This window comes from Gammaproteobacteria bacterium, from assembly GCA_029880545.1.
GTDB lineage: Bacteria > Pseudomonadota > Gammaproteobacteria > Acidiferrobacterales > SZUA-150 > JAOUOD01.
Genome location: JAOUOD010000006.1, coordinates 105,716 through 127,800 on the forward strand (window position 1 = coordinate 105,716; position 22,085 = coordinate 127,800).

The following is a 22,085-nucleotide window of genomic DNA, read 5'->3' on the forward strand; positions in this document are numbered from 1 at the left end:
GAGCACTTCTTATACTAATACAGAAGCTATGGACTTTCCAGCTACCGGGGAATTTTTTTACCTACAGAGAAATCGGACATTACCGAGAAACCTGCTAAAATCGGCAAATCCCAAATATTGAGGCCAAACCTTTTTGGACACTGTGCCGACCAGCGCCCTCGTGGCGCTCCTGATTCTTCTGGTTTTCCTTTCTGCCTTTTTTTCTGCATCTGAGATCAGCATGATGGCGATCAACCGCTATCGTCTCAAGCACCTGGCCGGTTCCGGTAATCGGGGCGCCGCGCGCGTCGCCCGCTTGCTTGACCGCCCTGACCGTCTGCTGGGAATCATTTTACTGGGTAATAATTTCGTCAATATTCTGGCCTCATCTGTGGCCACCATTATCGCCCTGAGGCTTTACGGCGAAACGGCAATCGCGGCAGCGGCGGGCCTCTTGACGCTGGTAATCCTGGTGTTTGCCGAAGTGGCACCAAAAACACTGGCGGCCGGCAAACCCGAAAAAATCGCCTTCCCGGCCGCCATGATCCTGGGTCCTTTGCTGCGCTTGCTGTATCCCCTGGTTTGGCTTATCAACCTGCTGTCCAACTGGTTGCTCAAATTGCTCGGCGCCAGGCATGTAGACAGCACCACGCAACTCAGCAGTGATGAACTACGGGCCGCTGTACTGGAGGCCGGGGGATTGATACCCGAGTCACACAAATCCATGCTGCTTGCGATTCTGGATCTCGAGAAAATGACCGTCGAAGACGTCATGATTCCTCGCGGACGCATAACAGGCCTGGACCTCGACGATGACTGGGACGATATTGCCGAGCAAATCACCAGCAGCCGTTACACGCGACTGCCGGTATACCGGGGAACGCTGGACAATATCGTCGGTACCGTGCACTTACGAAAGCTCATTGGACCACTCAAGAGCGGGAAATTGGACAAGCAAGGCCTGGAAGCCATCATGGTCGACCCGTATTTCATTCCCGAAGGCACGCCCCTGACTACCCAGCTCCTGAATTTCAGGAAAGCCAAGCGTCGCCGCGGACTGGTCGTGGATGAATATGGTGATATTCAGGGACTGGTGACACTCGAAGAAATTCTCGAAGAAATCGTCGGCGATTTTACCTCGCAAACACTGGCAACCCCCGACCTGGCCCAGGCCCAGGAAGACGGCAGCTACCTGATCCCGGGAACAGCCAATCTGCGTGACCTAAATCGGCAGCTAACATGGAACTTGCCCATTGGCGATTCACGCACGCTCAATGGACTGATCACTGAATATCTCGAGGACTTGCCGGTTCCGGGAACCAGCCTGTTAATCAGCAATTATATGGTTGAAGTGGTGCAAACTCGCGGGCCGATCATCCAGGTGGCAAGATTGCGCGAGCGAGCCACGCCCGATGAACCGTCGCAAGCCTGAATGGGCTCAACTCCCGCCCCGCCCTTTCTTCCTGGCTACGTCGTTTCGCAAATAGACCGGCAATGCATCGCCGGGCGAAACAAGGCCACGCTCCATCTTCAATGAGGCCAGCCGGGCGACGTCGGTCGCTCGCGGCCAGGCGTCAGCGCGACACCCGCTGACGCCCGATCCAAGGCGCTGACTGATTTCATCACCAACAGCAGCGCAACCGCTGCCCAGCGCATAACAGCTATCAACCTGATCCGGCAACACCAACGACGATGCCGGGCCTAGCGTTTCTTCGCCGAGCAACTCCATGCTGTTTCCGGTTTTCTCAAAAAATGCCCAATAAAGCTCACCCATGCGCGCATCCTGTACTGCCAACACGCATCCGTCTTCAGCGCTCGCCGCCAATGCCATTAATGACGAAACCGGAATAACAGGCAGACCGGCTGAAAAGCCTATCCCTTGGGCAATACCGGCCCCGATACGCAGACCGGTAAACATGCCGGGGCCCCGGCCAAAAGCAACGGCATCCACCTTTGACAGCGCCAGCCCGGTCTCGGCCAGCAACGCATCCAGCATCGGTAATACTGATGTTGAGTGCATTCGGTCAGGAGCCTCCCGACCAAAAACTTCGCCATCCACCATCAGCGCCACCGAACAGAGTTCCGAAGATGTTTCCAGCGCCAGGATATTCACTCGCCAACCATCCCGGTTTCATCGGGCAGCAACACCGTATCCTCATGGGAATAGGCCGGGGCGCAGCAACACAGGATATGCAGCATCTCGCTACTGCTGTTAAACACCTGGTGAGGCGTGCCAGGCCTGATGCAGATTGTGTCGCCCGTTCTCAGGCTCAAGGTTTTATCGGCCAGTCTCATTTCACCGCTGCCTCGCGTCACGTGATACAGCTCTTCACTTGTGCGATGCAGGTGAAGCCGGGTATGGCGACCCGGCTCAATCACGGCTTCGGCCAGGCTTTGGGCAATATTACCATGGCTGTCAGGATGCATCAGTTCCCTGATAATCGAGCCATCCTTGGTGATATATGGCCTGTTTTCGTCGTATTGATTTAACATTGGAGCCTTGCTGCAGGTTTTAAAATCAGGTTGCGGTCACTATAATACACCCAATGTGGGGGCAGGCACGAGAAACACGGCCTGTCATCTCCCTGAACTTTTCAGACAAGAACCCGGGACCGGAAAGGCTGCCATGAAACTATTGATACAATCCTTTATCCTGCTTGTTGGCACAGGCTTCCTGCTGTCACCAGCCCATGCCGAAGACAAGGAATCTCTTAAACAGAAATGCATAGTACAGCTGGACATTGCTGACAAGGAACTGGAAGCCGCCAAGGCTGACACACTATCTGATGCAGGATCGTTTACGCGTATTACTGTCATTCTTACCGACGGCGCCCTGGCCAAGCAATTTGGCTCGTATACCAAGTGCATACGCAAGGCTACTCGTGCACGGGAACTTCTGAAGCCTTACAAGAAACAAACAAAAGCCAATTAGCATGCCGAACCCGGCCCTGAACGGTCATCTCGATTCACCAGTGGATCGAGATCGCTACGATCGGTTTCAATCAATAATGCGACAAATTACCGCCTGATTCAAACAGGCTCAAGCTCCAGTTCCGGACTGTCTTGTGAGCCAGGCAGACCTTCCGCAGCAGGCTCAATGGCGCGAGACATCATCATGTAACGCCACCAGTATGTGGACTTGATCGACGAGATAATATCCGAACGCAGCTCGCCTGAAATCCCGAACTCGGTACGCCGCATATCAATGACTGATATGGCCTCGCGAAACTTCATGCATATCGCGGCAACAAAATAAAGCATCCAGTCTTCGGAATCTTTTAGCTGGAGATCGGGAAATTCAAAGTCAGTGTCCGTCAGGCAGTCCAGCTCATACTCTTTCATCTCCTGAACAATTTTAAAGCAACGCAACATGTCCTGCTTGCTGAAACCAAAATACATGCTGGCATGTAAATGCAGGTTCAGGCCGCCAATCCAGGGAATGGCACTGTATGGATCATCACCGCTGGCTTGCGGTGCAAAGGAATTATCCCAGGCCTCGATGGCACATACCACCACGCATAATTCTTCAACGAACTTGTAATCATTGAAACTCGAGGCAAACTCCTGATGCTGTTTGAAAAAATTTCTGAAATACGGCGGGTCAAGCTCAACAACCGGTTTCATGCTGGTAATAATTGCCTTGCGGGCATTGTCACAATGCGCACTTTCTTCAAGACAGTCATTCTGTTGACGCATATTAATGCGTAACGCTGTCATGGCTTCCTTCCGATCCCTTCCGGAACTTTGTTCTGCCTTCCTGATATCTGCCATCCCTGGTCCTCCTGATTGTTGTCAATGTAAAGACCGGAATAAATTATCCCCGCCATACACCAAGTTACATTTTATGGTAACAATGGCCACAAGTACGGACGACCCGATTTTTGAATATCGCGTTAGCCCGCCCGTTCAGCCAATCTGACAACAATTCAACGACAATAAACCTGTGTATTCCCGAAACGTTGCTACCTAAGAACGTTTCGTTGGGGCATAATGCCGTCACCGGGCGATACAGTACGGGGCGTACAATTGATGACCACATTCCACCAGGCCATGAGCGGCAGGTTCATCAACCTGTTAAGCTGGGATAACTTGTCAGAATTCTGGAATTGTCTGCGCAACCAGGCGGACAACAACTGGTTCATTTACGCCATTAGCGAAACAGCGCCGACGCAGCCAAGTACGCGGGAAGAACTGCTGCGCTTCATCGACGAAATCGACAGCCTGCTTCGCCGCGAGCACGATGAAGACTATTGCGGGATCGTCTACGCAGATGATCGCACTCATCCCGGATTCGTGAAGATCTATGACCCCAACAACCTGGGTGTCGTCTGCGGCTACAGTGAAAACCCGCCGCCGCCAGGCTGGATCCTGTCTCGGATTCCACCGGAACCGCTGAAACACAGCGAAGTTATTCCGGGTAATCGTCGTCGCTGGTGGCAGCGCCTCTGGGCCTGACCGGCCCACGTTTCGAACCAGTCCAAATCCGCCTTTCGACTTGTAGAGCCGCACACTTCGCGGTAGCTTATGGCCTTTCCCATACCAAAAAAATAGCGAGAAAGTCCAATGTCACAACAAGATATCGAATCGATACTGACCGAGGATCGGATTTTTCCGGCCAGCGATGCGTTTAAATCAGCTGCCAGCTTTTCAAAGGCTGACATGGACAAGCTGTACGCGGAGGCAGAAGCCGACCACGAGGGCTACTGGGCCCGCTTGGCCCGAGAAGAAATGGACTGGCAAACCCCTTTTACCAAGGTGCTCGACTCGTCCAAGGCACCTCATTTTGCCTGGTTTACCGATGGCAAAATCAATGTTTCCCACAACTGCCTGGATCGCCATATCGCCGAACGCGGCGACAAGCCGGCCATTATTTTTGAAGGTGAAAAAGGTGACATTCGCAGCTTTACCTATCGGCAACTGCTCGCCGATGTATGTCGTTTTGCCAATGGCCTCAAAGCCCAGGGCATCAAAAAAGGTGACCGGGTTGTCATTTATATGCCCATGGTACCCGAGGCAGTGGTCGCCATGCAGGCCTGTGCCCGTATCGGCGCAATTCACTCGGTTGTATTCGGCGGTTTTTCGGCCGAGTCCCTGAAAGACCGAATCGAAGATGCCGGCGCCGTAGCCGTCATCACCGCTGATGGCGGCAATCGTGGCGGCAAGGTCGTGGAGCTCAAAAAAGCCTGTGATGAGGCCATGACCAAGGGCTGCGCCACCATCAAGACCGTGGTGGTACTGAAGCGCACCGGGCAGCAAATCACCATGACCGATGGTCGCGACATCGCCTGGGACGCCGTCATCGACGGCCAGGCCGACAGCTGCGAACCGGAATGGGTTGAATCCGAACACCCGCTGTTCCTTCTCTATACCTCGGGCTCAACCGGCAAACCCAAGGGTATCCAGCACTCCACCGGCGGTTACCTGCTGAATAGCATCATGACCATGAAGTGGGTGTTCGATATAAATGACAAGGACATATTCTGGTGTACTGCCGATGTCGGCTGGATCACCGGTCACAGCTACGTGGCCTACGGCCCCCTGGCAACCGGTGCCACCCAGGTTATCTACGAGGGCGCCCCGGTCATTCCCGATGCGGGTCGCTTCTGGAAAATTGTCCAGGATCACAAGGTCACGATTTTCTATACCGCTCCGACCGCCATTCGCGCGCTGATGAAAGCCGGCGACAGCTTCCCCAACAGCTACGACCTGTCTTCGCTGCGCTTGCTGGGCACGGTAGGTGAGCCTATTAACCCCGAGGCCTGGATCTGGTATCACGAAATTATTGGCCGGAAAAACTGCCCGATCGTCGATACTTGGTGGCAAACGGAAACCGGCGCCCATGTGATCGCGCCAGTGCCTGGCGCCGTCGATACCAAGCCCGGGTCCTGCACCATTCCTTTGCCAGGGCTCGCGGTGGACGTCGTCGATGAAGCCGGCAACCCGGTGACAGAAGCCAACAAGGGTGGCTACCTGGTCATCAAAAAACCCTGGCCCTCCATGCTGCGCACGGTCTGGGGTGACGACCAGCGCTACATTGACACCTATTGGGCAAAATTCGACAACCGCTATTACGTTGCCGGCGACTCCTGTCGGCGCGATGCGGACGGGTATTTCTGGATCATGGGTCGTATTGACGATGTGCTGAATGTCTCAGGACACCGTCTTGGTACCATGGAAGTGGAATCCGCGCTGGTAGCGCATGAGCGCGTTGCTGAAGCCGCCGTAGTCGGCCGTCCCGATGACATCAAAGGTGAGGCGATATTTGCCTTTGTCGTCTGCAAGGGCCCGCGCCCAACCGGTGATGCGGCAATCGTCCTGACCAAGGAACTGCGCGACTGGGTGGCCAAGGAAATTGGCCCCATCGCCAAGCCTGACGATATTCGCTATGCCGACAACCTGCCCAAGACCCGCTCAGGCAAGATCATGCGCCGGCTGTTGCGCAACATTGCCCGCGGCGAAGAGATCACCCAGGACATCTCGACACTGGAGAACGAGGAAATCGTCAAACAGTTGGCCGGAGAAATCTGATAGCGCATGGAGCGCGGTGGATTTAGGCCCGCCTGGTGGTGTCGGAACCGGCATGGGCAAACCTTGTGGTCGCGGCTAAGTGCGTATCAGCCGCGACCCAATTACATGCGGGAACGTGTACCACTTCCCGACTCCGATTTCATCGATCTCGACTGGGTTAACCGCGATCATTCCGGTCAGCCCACGGTGCTGGTCATTCACGGGCTTGAAGGCAGCAGCCGGTCACCCTACGCACTCGGATTAATGCGGGCTATCGAAAACGAAGGTTGGCGCGGCGTGGTCATGAATCTGCGTGGCTGCTCCGGAGACGACAACCGGCTGTCAAGAGCCTATCATTCCGGCGACACCGAAGATGTCGATTACATCGTCAAGCATGCACTTTCCAGTTGTGGTGATCATCCACTGGCTGTTGTCGGCTATTCCATTGGCGGCAACATGTTGCTGAAATGGCTGGGAGAAGAACGAACCCGGCCGGATATTGCCTGCGCAATCGCAGTCTCCGTGCCGTTCAACCTCGGGGCATGTACCGACGTACTGTCAGGCAGCCTGTTTCGCATCTATGAAAACTATTTCATGAAACGACTCAAGGCCCGCATTGCACGAAAAATGAGAACCATGGCAATGCCGGTCACAGCCAATGAACTTTCGCGCCTGCGAAGCATACGTCAGTTTGATGACGCGATCACATCCAGGCTACATGGCTTTTCTGATGCCGATGATTACTACAACCAGAGCAGTTGTCGACAGTACCTTGGCGGCATTACCGCCAACAGCCTGATTATTCACGCGGCCGATGACCCGTTTATGACTCCCGAGGTCACCCCCCGGACCGATGAACTGGGACCAGGTGCCCGACTGGAGCTCTACGATCGCGGAGGTCATGTCGGGTTTGTCTCAGGAGCCGTGCCCGGCAAGGCCAAGTACTGGCTGGAGCAACGAATCAAAGAGTACATCAAGACAAATATCGCCGGGTAACAAGGCAGGTTGATCGACACCGACCGGGCAACGGGTTTGCTTAGTCGTCAGGAGAATCCGGCCCCCACCCAGCCTGCTCGTTATCGCATTTACGACAGTCAATCATGGTGCCCAATTGCTGCTGTCTTCCCGGTTCGGTCAATACCCAGGATCGTTCCGACCACGGAGGCTGGTGACGAAAATGCCTGCCATGACCACAGCCCAGTTCTGCCACCCACTGGTTTTCGTCATCAAGGTGCCAACCTGTTATAGGCTGTTTCAAGACGATCAATCACCCGGCTGTTGCAGATTCAGCGCGACAGGTGACTCAGCGTTTTCGATTACGCACTTCCCGGATATTGAGCCACAAGGCGGCCAGGGTAATCAGCACATAGGGCAAATAAGTCACTGGCTTGCTCCACGCCCGTTCCGCGAAAGTGGCAAAGAATATCAGCCACAGGTAATACATGCTGTAGAAATAAAACGGCTTCAGCCACGCCATTCGCTGCATCAGCACCGGCCAAATGGAGGTGAAAACCATCATGAAAATGATCACGTACGCCAGACCACCCAGGACTATGGTGTCCCAGCGCACAATTGATAGAAAGTAATCCTTGCCATACAGCAACAGGCTCAACAGGAATCCGCCGTGCACCAGGTGCGACGTCGCGAAAGACAAACCGATAAACCTGCGATTGTCAGCAACCCAGTCACTAAAACGTCCTGGCCGGTAACGGCTCAGTGCGCCGGACAAAAACAACAACATGAACAGGATCATTGATACTGCAGCGGTGATGCGAATCATCAGTCGCGCACCATCCTTGCCCAACCCGTATTTATGCTGAACAGTGGCAGTAATTAGTGCAAGCACTATGGAAACCAGTACAAGCAACATACCTCCGCCAAAAAACGCCGCCATCCCTGTTTTCTTGTTCTGCATCAGTAATACACCTTTCATGATTTGTTCTTGACAGTCCGGAATTATAGACCTTAACCGGGAAAATCAAACCTGTATTATCAGGATATCTTCAGCTCACAATTTATGAAAACGGGCCGAATGAATAATCAGGAATCTCCGCACCCGGCATCACAGGTGGGCAACAGTCGCAACCCGCCGATCAGGATGACACACATCGCTGCCAACATCAGTCGCAGATCCCACCTGCCGACAATCACAATACTTATTGCAAACATTGCCAGCGTTATCATCATGGCGCGCTGGCGCATGGTCTTGTCAATACATCGCTTCTGTCGCCACTGAAGCAAGGGCGGACCGAGATAGCGATTGCTCAACAGTGCTGCATGGAATTTTGGCGACGATCTGGAAAAACAAAATGCTGCCAGCAGAATAAAGGGTGTTGTCGGCAACAGTGGAAGAAAGACGCCAAGTACGCCAAGACTGGTGGCGACAATGCCCGCCCCGCTGTACAACAGCCGTGCAGCCGCGGAACTATGGAGCCGCAGATCCGCAGTGCCATGATCGACGCCTGACCTGACAGATGTATCGGTAACCTGGCTCACCAGTCCCGGCTCTGCGAGTTTTTGCACAGTATCCTGTTTTCCGCGTTTCAATAGAATTTTCCACTTATCCTATCTATATAGTTTGACTTAAGAAAACAAAAAAGGAGGCAAATGCCTCCTTTTTCTGCCGTTGTGACAAAAATTTTCAAACTACGGCTCAGGCAGTCTCGGAATTCTCCTCGAGCGCTTTCATGCTGAGGCGTATACGGCCCTGGCGATCAATCTCAAGCACCTTGACTCGCACCATCTCTCCTTCACTGAGCTTGTCACTGACTTTCTCGACACGTTCCTGCGAAATCTGGGAGATATGTACCAGGCCGTCCTTGCCAGGCAGGATCGTAACAAATGCACCGAAATCCATGAGCTTGGAAACCTTGCCTTCGTAGACCATACCAACTTCAACATCAGCCGTAATCTGTTCAATGCGACGACGTGCTTCATCACCGCCGGCCGCGTCTACAGAAGAAATATTCACCGTGCCGTCATCCGTCAGGTCGATCGTTGCGCCGGTCTCTTCACACAAGGCACGAATGGTTGCACCACCCTTGCCAATAACATCACGAATCTTTTCAGGATTAATCTTGAACGTAATGATGCGCGGCGCAAAGTCAGACAGTTTTTCACGCGGCGCGGAAATCGCCTTGTTCATCTCGCCCAGGATATGCAGGCGGCCTTCTTTTGCCTGGCTCAGGGCCACTTCCATGATTTCCCTGGTGATGCCGTTGATCTTGATATCCATCTGCAACGCAGTCACGCCATCAGCAGTACCGGCCACCTTGAAATCCATGTCACCCAGGTGATCTTCATCACCCAGGATATCGGTCAATACGGCAAACCTGTCTTCTTCCTTGATCAAGCCCATGGCGACACCGGCAACCGGCCCCTTGGTGGGTACGCCGGCATCCATCAGCGACAACGATGTGCCACACACTGAAGCCATGGAACTGGATCCGTTGGATTCAGTGATTTCGGAAACAACACGGACAACGTATGGATAGCCATCCATTTCCGGCAGCACCGCGGCCACACCGCGTTTTGCCAGGCGGCCATGACCAATTTCACGGCGTTTCGGGCTACCAACACGACCGGTTTCACCTACACAGAATGGCGGGAAGTTATAGTGCAGCATGAACGGATCTTTGTGTTCGCCTTCAAGCGCATCAATGATTTGCGCGTCACGACTGGTGCCAAGCGTGGTCACTACCAGCGCCTGGGTTTCGCCACGGGTAAACAGCGCGGAACCATGAGTGCGCGGCAGAATACCGGTACGAATGGAAATCGGTCGAACGGACCGAGTATCGCGACCATCGATGCGAGGCTCGCCCTGCAGAATGCGTCCACGAACAATTTTCTTTTCCAGTTTCTTGAACAGGCCCTTGACCGCTTCGACTTCGTCGTCACTGCTGCCTTCAGGACACAGCCCAGCAACCACACGGTTACGCACTTCGCCAACGGCTGCGTAACGATCCATCTTGTCGGCAATGGAATAAGCCTTGCCCAGGTCCGCTTCCGCGATTTCGGCCACTTTCGCCATCTTGGATTCGTCCTTTTCCGGGGCGGCCCAGTCCCAAGGCTGCACACCAGCCTGGGCAACCAGATCACGTATGGCGCTAATAGCTGTACGCTGCGCCTCGTGCCCAAATACCACGGCGCCCAGCATGATTTCTTCTGATAACAGTTTTGCCTCTGATTCCACCATCAACACGGCATCGTCGGTACCCGAAACCACCAGGTCCAGGTCAGATGTCGCCAGTTCGGCCATGGTCGGGTTAAGCAGGTAGTTGCCGTCCTTGTAACCCACACGGGCTGCGCCGATAGGCCCATCAAACGGTGCGCCGGTCAGGGACACGGCCGCGGAGGCGCCAATCATGGAAATAATTTCCGGGTCAATATTCGGATCGCTGGACAGTACGGTAATAATGACCTGGACTTCGTTGGTGAACCCGTCGGGGAACAACGGGCGAATCGGGCGATCAATCAGGCGAGCGGTCAGGATTTCCTTTTCGGAAGGACGGCCTTCCCGACGGAAGAATCCACCCGGGATTCGGCCGGCGGCGTAGGTTTTCTCCTGGTAGTCGATGGTGAGCGGGAAGAAATCCCCACCACGACCTTCCTTTGCGGCAACGGCCGTTGCCAGTACCACGGTGTCACCCATGCTGGCCATGACTGCGCCACTGGCCTGGCGGGCGATTTCGCCGGTTTCCAAAGTTACCTTCTGATTACCATAGTCGAACGATACGCTTACTTTTGCCACTAATCCGCTCCCGGTGGGGTTATCTATTTTATCTGATTTTTCAATTACTTACGCAGACCGAGACGATCGATCAATGAACGGTAGCGATTGATGTCCTTGCCCTTCAGGTAATCGAGCAATTTACGACGCTTGTTTACCATGCGCAGCAGACCAACACGTGAATGGTGGTCGTGTTTGTGTTCCTGGAAATGGGAACTCAAATCATTAATCTGGGCAGACAACAGTGCAACCTGAACTTCAGGAGAGCCAGTGTCACCATCTTTGAGCTGGTAATCTTTTACCACGCCCGCTTTGTCATCAGCTGTTAAAGCCATTTCAATAAACCTCTTCCCGTTAAAATGAACCAAATTTCAGAAGGCGCGTATTCTAACTGCGTCAACACCGCTTCTCAACCTGTTTTTTTTCAATTTTTCCAGCAAATTCAAGCCTTTTGCTGCGAAATCATCAATCTCCTGGGTGCTACCCGGCCGTCATCCAATACCTCGCCCATGCCCAGAAACTGCCTGTCAGGCTCGTACAGCCTCACCCAGCCCGGCGCATGGCCATGGGTCATGGAAATGGGCTGCCCCTGCAACAGGTAATGCGTGGCCAGGGATGTCAGTGTCACCTCGGGCAGCCCCATCAGGGCATCATCAATGGGTGCCAGTAATGCCGCTCGAGCCAATTCATCAATATCCCGGATCTCGTCGATCGTGACCGCATTGTCAAGACTCAGCTCGCCCACCCGGGTTCGCCGCAGGGCGGTCATGTGGGCGCCACAACCGAGCATCTGGCCCAGGTCGTGCACCAACGCCCGCACATACGTACCCTTGCTGCAATTGATTTCCAGCCGGCAGCTTTCATCCGCAGGCCAGTCCAGCACACGAATATCATAAACTGTCACTGTTCGCGCCTGGCGCTCCACCTCAACACCTTCGCGCGCCAGCTTGTACAATGCCTGGCCGTTCATCTTGACTGCGGAATACATGGGTGGCAGCTGCTCGATTCGACCAACAAAATGTTTCAGCGCATTTTCCACATCGCGTCGCGATACATTAACCTCGTGCTCGGCAACAATCTGGCCGTCCGCATCGTAAGTATCCGTTTCCTGGCCCAGCCTGAATTCGCAAATATAGGTCTTGTCTGAATCCAGCAGAAACTGGCTGACCTTTGTGCCTTCACCAAAACATAACGGCAACAAGCCTGTCGCTATAGGATCAAGACTGCCGGTATGACCGGCCTTGCAAGCCCTGAAAACATGTTTGACCTCCTGCAAGGCGCCGTTGGAGGTGAGCCCCTGTGGCTTGTCGAGCAGCAGGATGCCGTCTACATCAATACAATTCTTTCGTTTTCTTCTGCCCAAAACGATATAACTCTCTCGTGGAAAATGTCGAGCAACCCGGACTACTGGTCGGGTTTGTCGTCGTGGTGAATCCTGTTGAACAAGTCCTCCATTTTAGAACCGTGCTCAACAGCGACATCATATTCAAAAACCAGCTTTGGCAAGCCGCGCAAATCCACCTTGTCGCGAAGACAATGGCGCAGGTAGCCGCTCGCCCGGTTAAGATCCTTCACAATTTCAGCCGGATCACTGTCCTTGCCAATCAGCGTGAAAAAGACGCGGGCATTTCGAAGATCAGGAGATACATCAACTGCAGTGAGAGTTATATAAGCTGACTTGCGGTGCTCAAAATCCTGGCGCAGAACTTCCGCCAGCCCACGCCTGATGACCTCGCCGATACGGCGAGGCCTGGTGCCATCACCACGTTGAGAGTTTCCTGGTGCCAAGGAATGTCGCCGTTACAGTTTAAGTCAGATTGGCTGGCGAACTAGTCAAGCGTTCGCGCGACTTCGACCTTCTCAAATACTTCGATCTGGTCACCCACCTTGACGTCATTGTAATTCTTGACGCCAATACCGCACTCTGTACCCGCCTTGACTTCGCCAACGTCATCCTTGAATCGACGCAGGGATTCAAGCTCACCCTCAAATATCACGACATTATCGCGCAATACGCGAATCGGCAGGTTACGCTTGACGTAGCCTTCAATTACAAAGCAGCCGGCAATGGCGCCGAGCTTCGGCGAGCGGAACACGTCGCGTACCTCGGCCAGGCCAACAATCTGCTCCTTGATTTCGGGTGACAACATGCCGCCAATGGCCGCTTTCACTTCATTCACCGCGTCATAGATAACGCTGTAATAGTGAAGATCAACATCATGCGTTTCAACCAGGCGGCGCGCACCGGCATCAGCGCGAACATTGAAGCCGATCAGGATTGCGCCAGAGGCGACCGCAAGGTTTACGTCAGACTCATTGATACCGCCGACCATGCCGTGAACCACTTTCACGCGAACTTCATCGCTTGACAGTTTTTCCAGTGAATCAGTCAGTGCCTCGACGGAGCCCTGTACATCGGCCTTGATAACCAGGTTCAGTGTCTGCACTTCGCCTTCAGTCATCTGGTTAAACATATTGGAAAGCTTGGCCGCCTGCTGGCGCGCAAGCTGAACATCCTTGAACTGGCCCTGGCGGTACAGCGCGATTTCGCGAGCCTTGCGCTCACTCTGGACGACAGTCACCTCCTCGCCGGCATTGGGCACACCTGACAAGCCCTGGATCTCGACAGGGATGGAAGGGCCAGCCGTCGCCACCGGCCTGCCGGCTTCGTCCAGCATGGCACGAACACGGCCATACTCACGACCGGCAAGAAGAATGTCGCCCTTCTTCAGCGTGCCCTGCTGTACAAGGATAGTAGCGACGGGTCCACGACCCTTGTCGAGCCTGGCTTCAACCACGATACCCGTTGCCCGGCCCTCGTCAGGCGCCTTCAATTCCAGCACCTCGGCCTGCAACAACACCGCATCCAGCAAGGCGTCAATACCTTCACCGGTCTTTGCAGATACATGAATAAACTGTTCGTTACCACCCCAGTCTTCAGGAATGACTTCCTGGCCCACCAGTTCCTGTCTGACGCGGTCAGGCTCAGCTTCCGGCTTGTCGATCTTGTTAATGGCAACAACAATAGGTACTTCGGCATTGCGCGCGTGGTGAATGGCTTCAATAGTTTGCGGTTTGACGCCATCATCGGCGGCTACCACCAGAATAACCAGGTCGGTGGCCTTGGCTCCGCGTGCACGCATGGCGGTAAATGCTTCGTGGCCCGGCGTATCCAGGAACGTCACAACGCCACGATCGGTTTCAACATGGTAGGCGCCTATATGCTGGGTGATACCCCCGGCTTCGCCACTGGCGACGCGGGTTTCCCGGATAAAATCCAGCAATGATGTCTTGCCGTGATCAACATGGCCCATCACAGTTACCACGGGAGGACGTGGCCTGCCTTCGAGACCTTGCTCTTCCGCCTCCAGCAGAGCTTCAGGATTGTCCGGCTTCGCGGCCAGCACCTTGTGACCCATCTCTTCAACCACGATTGATGCAGTTTCACGATCCAGTATCTGGTTAATGGTGACCATGCTGCCCATGGTCATCATTATTTTGATTACTTCAGCTGCCTTGACCGACATTCTCTGGGCAAGCTCGCCCACGGAAATGGTTTCAGGAATAATGACTTCTCGAATTACGGGAGCAGTAGGCTTTTCAAAACCGTGTTTTTCGGAAAGCTGGGTCACTACCTTGGCGCCCCTGCCGGCAGATCTGGTCTTGCCAGGTTTGCCCCTATTCTTGCTGCCGCTCTTGAGGCTAAGCTCTTTACGCTCTGCTTCGCGCTCGGCCTTGGTCCGGAATTCTTCGCGATCGCGCGAAGGTTTTTTGCGGCCAGCCTTTTTCTCTGCTGCTTCTTCCTCTTTGGTCTCTGAGGTCTTGACCTCTTCGTCCTGCTTCTCCTTAACCGGCGCTGTTTCGTCGGCAGTGGTCGGCACTTCTTCAGCCTGGGCCTTGGCTTCTTCTTCAGCCTGGGCCTTGGCTTCTTCTTCAGCCTTGCGACGCGCTTCTTCTTCAGCCTGGGCCTTGGCTTCTTCTTCAGCCTTGCGACGCGCTTCTTCTTCAGCGCGCTGCTGTTCGATCTCGCTGCGCTTTACAAATGTACGCTTCTTGCGCACCGCCACCTTGACCGTCCGGGTCGCACCACGCACATTTTGCGTGACTTCACTGGTCGTCTTCCGCTTCAGCGTGATTCGTTTGCCTGAGCCCGGCGCTTCGGCATCACCGCCGCCACGCAAATAGGCCAGCAATGACATTTTCTCGTCATCACTGAGCGTGTCACTGGCACGGGACTTTTCGATACCGGCAGCCTTTAACTGGCCTAGCAGTTTCTCGACTTCGATGCCAATCTGTTCGGCAAGACCTTGTACTGTAGTTTCAGACATAAACTTCGCGATTTCTCAACAACCTGTAGCAGTAACTCGTATAAACCCGTATTTTCAATCTCAAACCCTGTTCGCTTTTCCTGGCTACTCTTCGTCAAACCAGGGCTTGCGAGCAGTCATGATCAGGGTTGTCGCCTTTTCTTCATCCACACCTTCGATTCCAAGCTCAATCAGCTCATCAACCGCCTGCTCGGCCAGGTCTTCCATGCTCTTGATGCCTTTATTGGCCAACATGCGCGCAAGCGTCTCGTCCATGCCTTCCATGCCGAGCAGGTCCTCTGTCGGTTCCGCCATGCCAAGTTGTTCTTCCATGACAATAGCCTTGGTCAGCAATACATCGCGGGCACGATTGCGCAACTCCTCGACCAGTTCTTCGTCAAAACCTTCGATTTCCATGATTTCCTGCTTGGGCACGTAGGCCACTTCTTCAAGATTGGTAAACCCTTCCTGAACCAGGATACCGGCAATCTCTTCGTCCACATCGAGGTCCTTGACGAACTGTTGCACCAGTTCCTCGGACTCCTTCATGGTTTTTTCTTCCGAGACTTCCGCGGTCATGATGTTGATTTCCCAGCCGGTAAGCTCACTGGCAAGGCGTACATTCTGGCCGCCGCGGCCTATAGCCAACGACAGCTGTGACTCGTCAACAATCACATCCATACTCTTGGCGTCTTCATCCACGACAATGGATTCGACCTCTGCCGGCGCAAGAGAGCTGATAACAAACTGCGCCGGATCGCCGGCCCAGAGAATAATGTCGACACGCTCACCGGCAAGCTCGTTGGAGACACTTTGGACCCGTGACCCGCGCATGCCCACGCAGGCGCCAATAGGATCAATTCGGGCATCTGATGTGCTCACCGCAATCTTGGCCCGTACGCCGGGATCACGAGCAGCACTATGAATCGTAATCAGGCCCTCCCCGGCTTCAGGAACCTCAAGCTTGAACAACTCAATCAGCAATTCGGGAGCAACCCGGCTCAAAAACAGCTGTGGTCCACGCGGTACCGGACGCACATCGGCCAGGTAGGCGCGAATCCGGTCGCCCGGACGCAGGCTTTCGCGAGGTATCATGGCTGAACGTTGCAAAACCGCTTCTGTTGAGCCAATTTCAATAATGGCATCACCGCGCTCCATGCGCTTGACCAGGCCGGTAACCATTTCGCCCTTGCGATCAGCGAACTCTTCAACGATGCGGCTACGCTCAGCTTCACGCACTTTCTGCATGATTACCTGCTTGGCCGCCTGCGCCGCAATGCGGCCAAATTCCACGGGCTCAAGCGGATCTTCTACAGTTCCACCAACTTCGGCTTCCGGCACCACTTTCCTGGCATCACTTACAAAAATCTGGCGATCCGGGAACTCCAGTTCAGCATCATCTTCGATAACTTCCCAGATGCGAACGGTGTCATAAGCACCGGTATTACGATCAATCGTTACCCGGGCATCAATATCACCTTCATGTTTCTTGCGCGTTGCTGTTGCCAACGCCGCTTCAATGGCCTGGAAAATAATTTCCTTTTCCACGCCTTTTTCCCGGGACACTGCATCAACGATCAACAGGATCTCATCCACCGCTGTTTTCCTCTAAAACGATCCTAAAACTTGGGTACCAGTCTGGCCCGCTCCATGTCTGAATATTTCAGCTCATGGGTCGAACCGCCACTATCAATCACGACCCGGTTCTCATCTGCAGAAACCAGCTCGCCTTTGAATTTGCGCCTGCCATCAATGGCTTGATACAACCTTACCTTCACGGTTTCGCCAATACGCTGAATAAAGTCAGATGGCTTGACCAGTGGCCTATCCAGTCCTGGAGACGACACTTCCAGCGTATAACGACCGGCAATCGGGTCTTCAACATCCAGCACCGCACTGACTTGGCGACTGACATCTGCACAGTCATCCACGTTGACGCCTTCCTCGCTGTCAATATACAGCCTCAACAGGGTCTGGTTACCACCGCCCGCCAGCTCGATTTCCACCAATTCAAACCCCAGTGCTGACACACTGGGCTCCAGTATGCGGAAAAGTTTTTCTAACTGCTGCGTCACGATTTGCGCCCAACCTCTTGCACGGCCCCAGAAACGCAAAAGTGGGCCCAAAGCCCACTTCACATCTCTACCGATTACCAAATCAGTCGCCGAATTATAGGCATTTTTTACCAAAAAACAATGCCCTGCGATCAATTCTTCAACCCGGATTGGTGCTTTTGTCTTCCGGCCCGTTCCGGGGGGGTATCAGTCACTGACTCTAAGCAGCTCAATCTCGAAAATCAGTGTTGCATTAGGCGGAATAACGCCGCCTGCCCCGGCTTCGCCATAGCCAAGATGAGGTGGAACCGTGAGCCTGCGCTTGCCGCCGACCCTCATCCCGATCACCCCTTGGTCCCAGCCGGGAATCACATAACCTACCTGCACCGGAAACTGGAACGGCTCATTGCGACTGACGCTGGAATCAAACTCGGTACCGTCTTCAAGCCAACCGGTGTAGTGGACCCGTACAGACTGCCCTCGCCCACTCACCTGTTTCCCGTCGCCGGCAACAATATCTTCTATAATGAGCTCTGCCATCATGCCTGGCTCCAGCCTGCGAGCACTTAAAAGACAAACCCTGACTGGATTTCTCAACAGTAAGTCATTGTCTTGTAAGGAAAATTGGTAGCGGGGACAGGATTTGAAGCTATACCGCCCGCCGCGCCTTATTTTATTGTCTTTAGTTTCAAGCCCTTAACTCAATAGGCCGCCGAGTTATTGTCTGTTTTTGGTCCCGATGTAGTCCCAGGATTCCAGCAACAATTACACGAAAAAGGAAAATATTCGAGATCAGAAAAAAACACCGGCCTCGTGGCGTTTGGGTAATAAAGGTAATCCCGGCCGGAGTATATATATAGTCTCTATAATAAAGTATCTTTTTATTTTCTCTATTGGTTATGTTTTGGTTGCGAGGCGTTTTTTATAACCTCTTTCATGGGTAATAAAACAAGAATATATTGTCTATACAATTCAATGATTTAGAAAAAATTACCATTACACCAACCAATCGCAACCAGCAGACGGTTATATTTATTCTCATTAAAAACAATTACTTATTAAAATAAAGCAAGCCAAAAACCCGGATTACCAAAAAATAGCCACGACCCCAAGATTATGTTTTTCCATAATGGTTTATTATTTGTTATCAGTGGCTTACACTTTGGTCGTCTTTCTATGGGTTAAGCTATGAAAATAAAATGCCCTCATTGCGAGGAGTCTTGCTTTATACGATCGAGCGACCAACTATCGCCGACGGTCCGCGAGCTTAAGTTAATCTGCTCTAATCCTCATTGCGGGCACACCATGAAGGCGAATATCGTTATTACCTACACACTCTCGCCGCCCCTTTATCCGAACCCTCTTGTTAATCTTCCGCAATCAAAAACGCAGCTCGCCGGCGCAACGCAAACTCGCAACCAATCGCACAAAAAAACAAACCAGCAAGACGCAGACAAAAGCCTATAAATAAAGGGATCTCCGCGCCCCGCATACATGCAAACAAACAACACAAAACCAACGCAGGCGGGGCGGGGGGCGAACTGCGCGCGCCGGATCCGGATAACCTGCGGCGAGGATCCGGCCGATAGATCCTGGAGCCTTCCGGTCGCGCGAACAAAAAAAGCCCGGCATTGCCGGGCGATAGTGACAAACAACAAACAATAAACAAGACGGCTAGTCGACCTCGATTTTTATTTTCTGGCCTGTACCGGGAACCGATATCTCGTAAGGCCCGAAGCTAATAACCTCCTCGCCAGCCCAGGCGTTAAAGTCTTTCATTCTCTCCTGCAATGGCAACAACTCATTACGCGCGAACACACGCGCCGCCTTTTCGATATCGCCAAAGCCGCCGGCGTTATTCGGAACGATCCCCATTAACTGAGGCGGGACGCGATGCGCGGCGAGCACGTCGTCGCGCGATACGTTTTTGATATTAAAAAATTCGTCTTTAGCCTGAACCTCGGCGATTGGGATTATTTGAATCCCGTCTTTTTTCCCGTTCGGCGAATACATGAACAGATTGCGAAAATTGCCCGGCCCTTTGGCCTCTTTCAACGCTGCGCGGATATTGTCGACGTCTTTAATGTCTTGCGCCGGATCTGTCATATAGAAAACAAAACCGGCGTGGCTGCCGTTTAAATAATATTTTCGGCGAAACAAGGTCGCGGCCTCGTTAAGCCATGCGCTTTGTAAGCCCGACAAATAATCCGGCGCGCCGTAAATATCCTGATTAATGTCCGGCTCAATCAAGTGATAGATTGACCCCGATTTAAAGGGATAACTATCGTAATAATTCGGGATGTATAAATATTCGCCATTTTTGCCGGCGCGGACGAACTTCGACAACGGCGACTCGTATCGCAACACGCCACCGAGCGCGTTTTCGATTTTCTCGAGATAACTATTGCCGAAAACAATTTGCTCTAATGCGAACCGCTCGAACTGTTGGCGACTTAGTTTTTTGTGAGGGATAAATGCGCTCGAGATAATGTTGCGCTTTACCTGGATCGCGCTCGAGTGGTGAGGGTTTGCCCTGTAACTTTTCGCGAGCGACGCCACATTAAACGGCGGCTCGTAGTATCTGCCATTCCAGGACGACTCGAAGTATCCCATAAGGTCGCGCGCCTCCATAACCGGAGTCGGATCGCCAAACGTAAAAACCTCAACCGCGCCCGAGCCTGTTGCTTTGGCATTGTTTTTTTGTGTCTTGCTTTTCATGTCAGAAAATCTCCACTATGGAACATTGACTCGCCGCGCCGCCAGCATCAATGGCGGTTAGCGGCTCAAGGTCGAGCGCGTGCATTGTTGCCCAGGCAAGGTCGCCATGCCCGAACTCGTCGGATCTTACCGACTCATAAGTTATGGCGTTCCCCGACTTTGTTATTGTCTTGCGTATCGACATAAACGCGCCGGCGACGTCTTTATATTCCGCGTCAAACTCTAGCCGGCCGCCCTCGATGATCGATTGCGCTTTAAGTACGAGCCGGGTTTTTACCTCGGGGCTATAGTTGAGCCCGATCGCCGTCGGGAAAAACAATCGCACCAAATCAAACACCCCGAGCCCTATGGAGTTTGTATCGATCGACATTTTCTCGACGTTATATTTTTGCGTGAGTTTTTTTATTTCCTCGGCTTGCAAATCAAATCGCATGTTTTGAAATTTAAGCCGCTCAATTATGCGAAACTTGGCGCCGGCAGACACGGGCGGCGCGAGCACAGCAACGGCGGCGGCGTCTCTTGTCCGGCTTGGGTCGTAACCGATCCAAACGCGTTTATTGCCATAAGGCCTCTCGGCGAGAGGCCTTATGTCACGCCAAACAACCCACGAGTCGACCAGGCATTTCTCCAAATGAGCGAGCGTAAATATCGACATTGAGTCATCGATAAACTCACATAAAAACAAATTACGAAACTCGTCGTCGGTATAATCCAGGCGCAACTCATCAAGATCGAACAAGTCGCAGCCGCCGGCAATCGCGTCGTTAATGTTTACGATTTGTTTCCATTGCCCATCCTCACAAAGCCGGCCCGCCTTTAATGCTTTATGCGAGACGTCTATTTTAATTTTATTATCTTTTGAGCGGCCTTTGTTTAGTCGGTCGCCGGTCCAGAACGAATAAGCCTCATGAGTCAAGGCCGACGGCGTCGACAAGTATGTTTGACGCCATTTTTTGTGGACCGCCATCCCCGACGCGACTTTACGGAACTCGGAAAACCGCGGGATCCAGAAATACTCGTCCATGTATATATTGCCGTGATAACTCTGCGCCGTCCTGGCGTTTGTTCCCAGGAAATACAACGTCGCGCCATTCCATAAAACGATAGGATCGCCGGACAGCTCGACGCCCGTTACCTCATAGACGAACGCGAGAATATACAATTTAAAAACGTGCGCCTGGGCCTTTGATGCCGAGAGAAAAATTTGATTACGGCCAGTCTCGCAAGCATCGACAAGCGCCTCGCGCGCGAAATACCACGTCGCGCCGATCTGCCGGCTTTTTAAAATGTTGCGGATCCGGTTATTGGTGCCGGCGCCTCTCCATTGGCGCTGATAACCAAAAAGAGAAGTTTCGAACGCTTCAACAAGCGCGGCGACCTGGTCCTCGTCGAGGAAGTTTTTTTGCTTTTTGCGATTTTTCTTTTTGTTGGCGAGCTTTGGATTGAGGTCGGATTCCTTTCCGGTCTCGTCGTACTTTCGCACCCGCGCAGCACGTTCGAGCGCGCGCATTAAACAGTCGATCTCGTTAAGGTCGCGCTCAGTTTTGTTGTTTTTATTTACGAGCAGGGCGAGCCGGGCGTCGATGCTTGCTTTTACTCGATCAATGGGCGAGACGTCGTCCCACTGGTCGCGACGCTTCCACGACGCGACGGTCGATTTTGATTCGCCCAGCTCGCGCGCGATCTCAGTCGTCCCGTATCCCTGAAAATACAGGAGCGCGGCCTCTCGCCTGGTCGGGTTTTCTGTTGCTTCGATTGCCATTGCAAGAGAGTAAACGGCGCGACTTTATA

General features: G+C 53.3%; 21 protein-coding genes. 5 read left to right on the forward strand and 16 right to left on the reverse strand.

Annotated elements, in window-relative coordinates; genetic code table 11:
• Positions 1-133: 133 nt before the first annotated feature.
• Positions 134-1,411 (forward strand): HlyC/CorC family transporter, encoded by a 1,278-nt coding sequence (locus tag OEZ10_08510; GenBank protein ID MDH5633024.1) that lies wholly within the window; start codon positions 134-136, stop codon positions 1,409-1,411.
• Positions 1,412-1,417: 6 nt separating this feature from the next.
• On the opposite strand, the gene tsaB is transcribed toward OEZ10_08510, so the two are convergent.
• Together tsaB and OEZ10_08520 are read right to left on the reverse strand one after the other, a co-directional pair.
• The gene (gene tsaB / locus OEZ10_08515) at positions 1,418-2,092 is read right to left on the reverse strand and encodes a tRNA (adenosine(37)-N6)-threonylcarbamoyltransferase complex dimerization subunit type 1 TsaB (protein MDH5633025.1); all 675 of its coding nucleotides are present in this window, start codon (positions 2,090-2,092) and stop codon (positions 1,418-1,420) included.
• Positions 2,089-2,472 carry a cupin domain-containing protein gene (locus tag OEZ10_08520; protein ID MDH5633026.1) on the reverse strand — a complete coding sequence of 128 codons (384 nt, stop codon included), beginning with the start codon at positions 2,470-2,472 and terminating at the stop codon, positions 2,089-2,091. The genes tsaB and OEZ10_08520 overlap by 4 nt, the downstream gene beginning before the upstream one ends.
• Positions 2,473-2,605: 133 nt before the next feature.
• Between OEZ10_08520 and OEZ10_08525 the strand changes: the two genes are divergently transcribed.
• Complete coding sequence (locus OEZ10_08525; protein MDH5633027.1) at positions 2,606-2,911, forward strand: hypothetical protein; 306 nt, start codon at positions 2,606-2,608, stop codon at positions 2,909-2,911.
• A 98-nt stretch (positions 2,912-3,009) separates the two neighbouring features.
• Here the strand turns inward: OEZ10_08525 and OEZ10_08530 are convergent, their stop codons facing one another.
• Entirely contained in the window at positions 3,010-3,750 is a 741-nt protein-coding gene (locus OEZ10_08530; GenBank protein ID MDH5633028.1) for a hypothetical protein, read from the reverse strand.
• Positions 3,751-4,008: 258 nt separating this feature from the next.
• Here OEZ10_08530 and OEZ10_08535 point away from each other — a divergent pair, with 258 nt between their 5' ends.
• The 3 genes from OEZ10_08535 (at position 4,009) to OEZ10_08545 (ending at position 7,482) form a co-directional block, all read left to right on the forward strand.
• Positions 4,009-4,434 carry a hypothetical protein gene (locus OEZ10_08535; GenBank protein MDH5633029.1) on the forward strand — a complete coding sequence of 142 codons (426 nt, stop codon included), beginning with the start codon at positions 4,009-4,011 and terminating at the stop codon, positions 4,432-4,434.
• Between the two features lie 108 nt (positions 4,435-4,542).
• Positions 4,543-6,507: an acetate--CoA ligase gene (acs, locus tag OEZ10_08540; GenBank protein ID MDH5633030.1), complete on the forward strand. Its 1,965-nt coding sequence runs from the start codon at positions 4,543-4,545 to the stop codon at positions 6,505-6,507.
• A 6-nt stretch (positions 6,508-6,513) separates the two neighbouring features.
• Positions 6,514-7,482 (forward strand): hydrolase, encoded by a 969-nt coding sequence (locus tag OEZ10_08545; GenBank protein MDH5633031.1) that lies wholly within the window; start codon positions 6,514-6,516, stop codon positions 7,480-7,482.
• A gap of 40 nt (positions 7,483-7,522) precedes the next feature.
• On the opposite strand, the gene OEZ10_08550 is transcribed toward OEZ10_08545, so the two are convergent.
• The 13 genes from OEZ10_08550 to OEZ10_08610 form a co-directional block, all read right to left on the reverse strand.
• Positions 7,523-7,744, reverse strand: coding sequence for a DUF3565 domain-containing protein (locus OEZ10_08550; protein MDH5633032.1), 222 nt, complete (start codon positions 7,742-7,744; stop codon positions 7,523-7,525).
• A gap of 45 nt (positions 7,745-7,789) precedes the next feature.
• On the reverse strand, positions 7,790-8,419 hold the full coding sequence (locus OEZ10_08555; GenBank protein MDH5633033.1) for a hypothetical protein: 630 nt from the start codon (positions 8,417-8,419) through the stop codon (positions 7,790-7,792).
• A gap of 107 nt (positions 8,420-8,526) precedes the next feature.
• Entirely contained in the window at positions 8,527-9,033 is a 507-nt protein-coding gene (locus OEZ10_08560) for a YbaN family protein (GenBank protein MDH5633034.1), read from the reverse strand.
• A 106-nt stretch (positions 9,034-9,139) separates the two neighbouring features.
• A complete protein-coding gene (gene pnp, locus OEZ10_08565) occupies positions 9,140-11,236 on the reverse strand; it encodes a polyribonucleotide nucleotidyltransferase (protein MDH5633035.1) in 2,097 nt (698 codons plus the stop codon).
• 44 nt (positions 11,237-11,280) lie between these two features.
• Entirely contained in the window at positions 11,281-11,550 is a 270-nt protein-coding gene (gene rpsO, locus OEZ10_08570) for a 30S ribosomal protein S15 (GenBank protein MDH5633036.1), read from the reverse strand.
• A 107-nt stretch (positions 11,551-11,657) separates the two neighbouring features.
• Positions 11,658-12,578, reverse strand: a complete 921-nt coding sequence (gene truB, locus OEZ10_08575; protein ID MDH5633037.1) for a tRNA pseudouridine(55) synthase TruB — start codon at positions 12,576-12,578, stop codon at positions 11,658-11,660.
• Positions 12,579-12,619: 41 nt separating this feature from the next.
• Positions 12,620-13,003 carry a 30S ribosome-binding factor RbfA gene (rbfA, locus tag OEZ10_08580; protein ID MDH5633038.1) on the reverse strand — a complete coding sequence of 128 codons (384 nt, stop codon included), beginning with the start codon at positions 13,001-13,003 and terminating at the stop codon, positions 12,620-12,622.
• Positions 13,004-13,044: 41 nt separating this feature from the next.
• Positions 13,045-15,543 (reverse strand): translation initiation factor IF-2, encoded by a 2,499-nt coding sequence (gene infB / locus OEZ10_08585; protein MDH5633039.1) that lies wholly within the window; start codon positions 15,541-15,543, stop codon positions 13,045-13,047.
• 84 nt (positions 15,544-15,627) lie between these two features.
• The gene (gene nusA / locus OEZ10_08590) at positions 15,628-17,118 is read right to left on the reverse strand and encodes a transcription termination factor NusA (GenBank protein ID MDH5633040.1); all 1,491 of its coding nucleotides are present in this window, start codon (positions 17,116-17,118) and stop codon (positions 15,628-15,630) included.
• A 23-nt stretch (positions 17,119-17,141) separates the two neighbouring features.
• Positions 17,142-17,597 (reverse strand): ribosome maturation factor RimP, encoded by a 456-nt coding sequence (gene rimP / locus OEZ10_08595; GenBank protein MDH5633041.1) that lies wholly within the window; start codon positions 17,595-17,597, stop codon positions 17,142-17,144.
• 186 nt (positions 17,598-17,783) lie between these two features.
• Positions 17,784-18,116: an FKBP-type peptidyl-prolyl cis-trans isomerase gene (locus OEZ10_08600; GenBank protein ID MDH5633042.1), complete on the reverse strand. Its 333-nt coding sequence runs from the start codon at positions 18,114-18,116 to the stop codon at positions 17,784-17,786.
• A 1,134-nt stretch (positions 18,117-19,250) separates the two neighbouring features.
• On the reverse strand, positions 19,251-20,294 hold the full coding sequence (locus OEZ10_08605; protein ID MDH5633043.1) for a phage portal protein: 1,044 nt from the start codon (positions 20,292-20,294) through the stop codon (positions 19,251-19,253).
• A gap of 1 nt (position 20,295) precedes the next feature.
• On the reverse strand, positions 20,296-22,056 hold the full coding sequence (locus tag OEZ10_08610; GenBank protein MDH5633044.1) for a terminase family protein: 1,761 nt from the start codon (positions 22,054-22,056) through the stop codon (positions 20,296-20,298).
• Between the last annotated feature and the right edge of the window lie 29 nt (positions 22,057-22,085).

Bases quoted from the DNA above. Each gene is read 5' to 3' on its own strand.
- OEZ10_08525 (MDH5633027.1), top strand. From the start codon at position 2,606: ATGAAACTATTGATACAATCCTTTATCCTGCTTGTTGGCACAGGCTTC.
- OEZ10_08530 (MDH5633028.1), bottom strand. From the start codon at position 3,750: ATGGCAGATATCAGGAAGGCAGAACAAAGTTCCGGAAGGGATCGGAAG.
- OEZ10_08520 (MDH5633026.1), bottom strand. From the start codon at position 2,472: ATGTTAAATCAATACGACGAAAACAGGCCATATATCACCAAGGATGGC.
- infB (MDH5633039.1), bottom strand. From the start codon at position 15,543: ATGTCTGAAACTACAGTACAAGGTCTTGCCGAACAGATTGGCATCGAA.
- OEZ10_08600 (MDH5633042.1), bottom strand. From the start codon at position 18,116: ATGGCAGAGCTCATTATAGAAGATATTGTTGCCGGCGACGGGAAACAG.
- OEZ10_08535 (MDH5633029.1), top strand. From the start codon at position 4,009: ATGACCACATTCCACCAGGCCATGAGCGGCAGGTTCATCAACCTGTTA.
- OEZ10_08610 (MDH5633044.1), bottom strand. From the start codon at position 22,056: ATGGCAATCGAAGCAACAGAAAACCCGACCAGGCGAGAGGCCGCGCTC.
- OEZ10_08605 (MDH5633043.1), bottom strand. From the start codon at position 20,294: ATGAAAAGCAAGACACAAAAAAACAATGCCAAAGCAACAGGCTCGGGC.
- rpsO (MDH5633036.1), bottom strand. From the start codon at position 11,550: ATGGCTTTAACAGCTGATGACAAAGCGGGCGTGGTAAAAGATTACCAG.
- OEZ10_08545 (MDH5633031.1), top strand. From the start codon at position 6,514: ATGGAGCGCGGTGGATTTAGGCCCGCCTGGTGGTGTCGGAACCGGCAT.
- acs (MDH5633030.1), top strand. From the start codon at position 4,543: ATGTCACAACAAGATATCGAATCGATACTGACCGAGGATCGGATTTTT.
- OEZ10_08555 (MDH5633033.1), bottom strand. From the start codon at position 8,419: ATGAAAGGTGTATTACTGATGCAGAACAAGAAAACAGGGATGGCGGCG.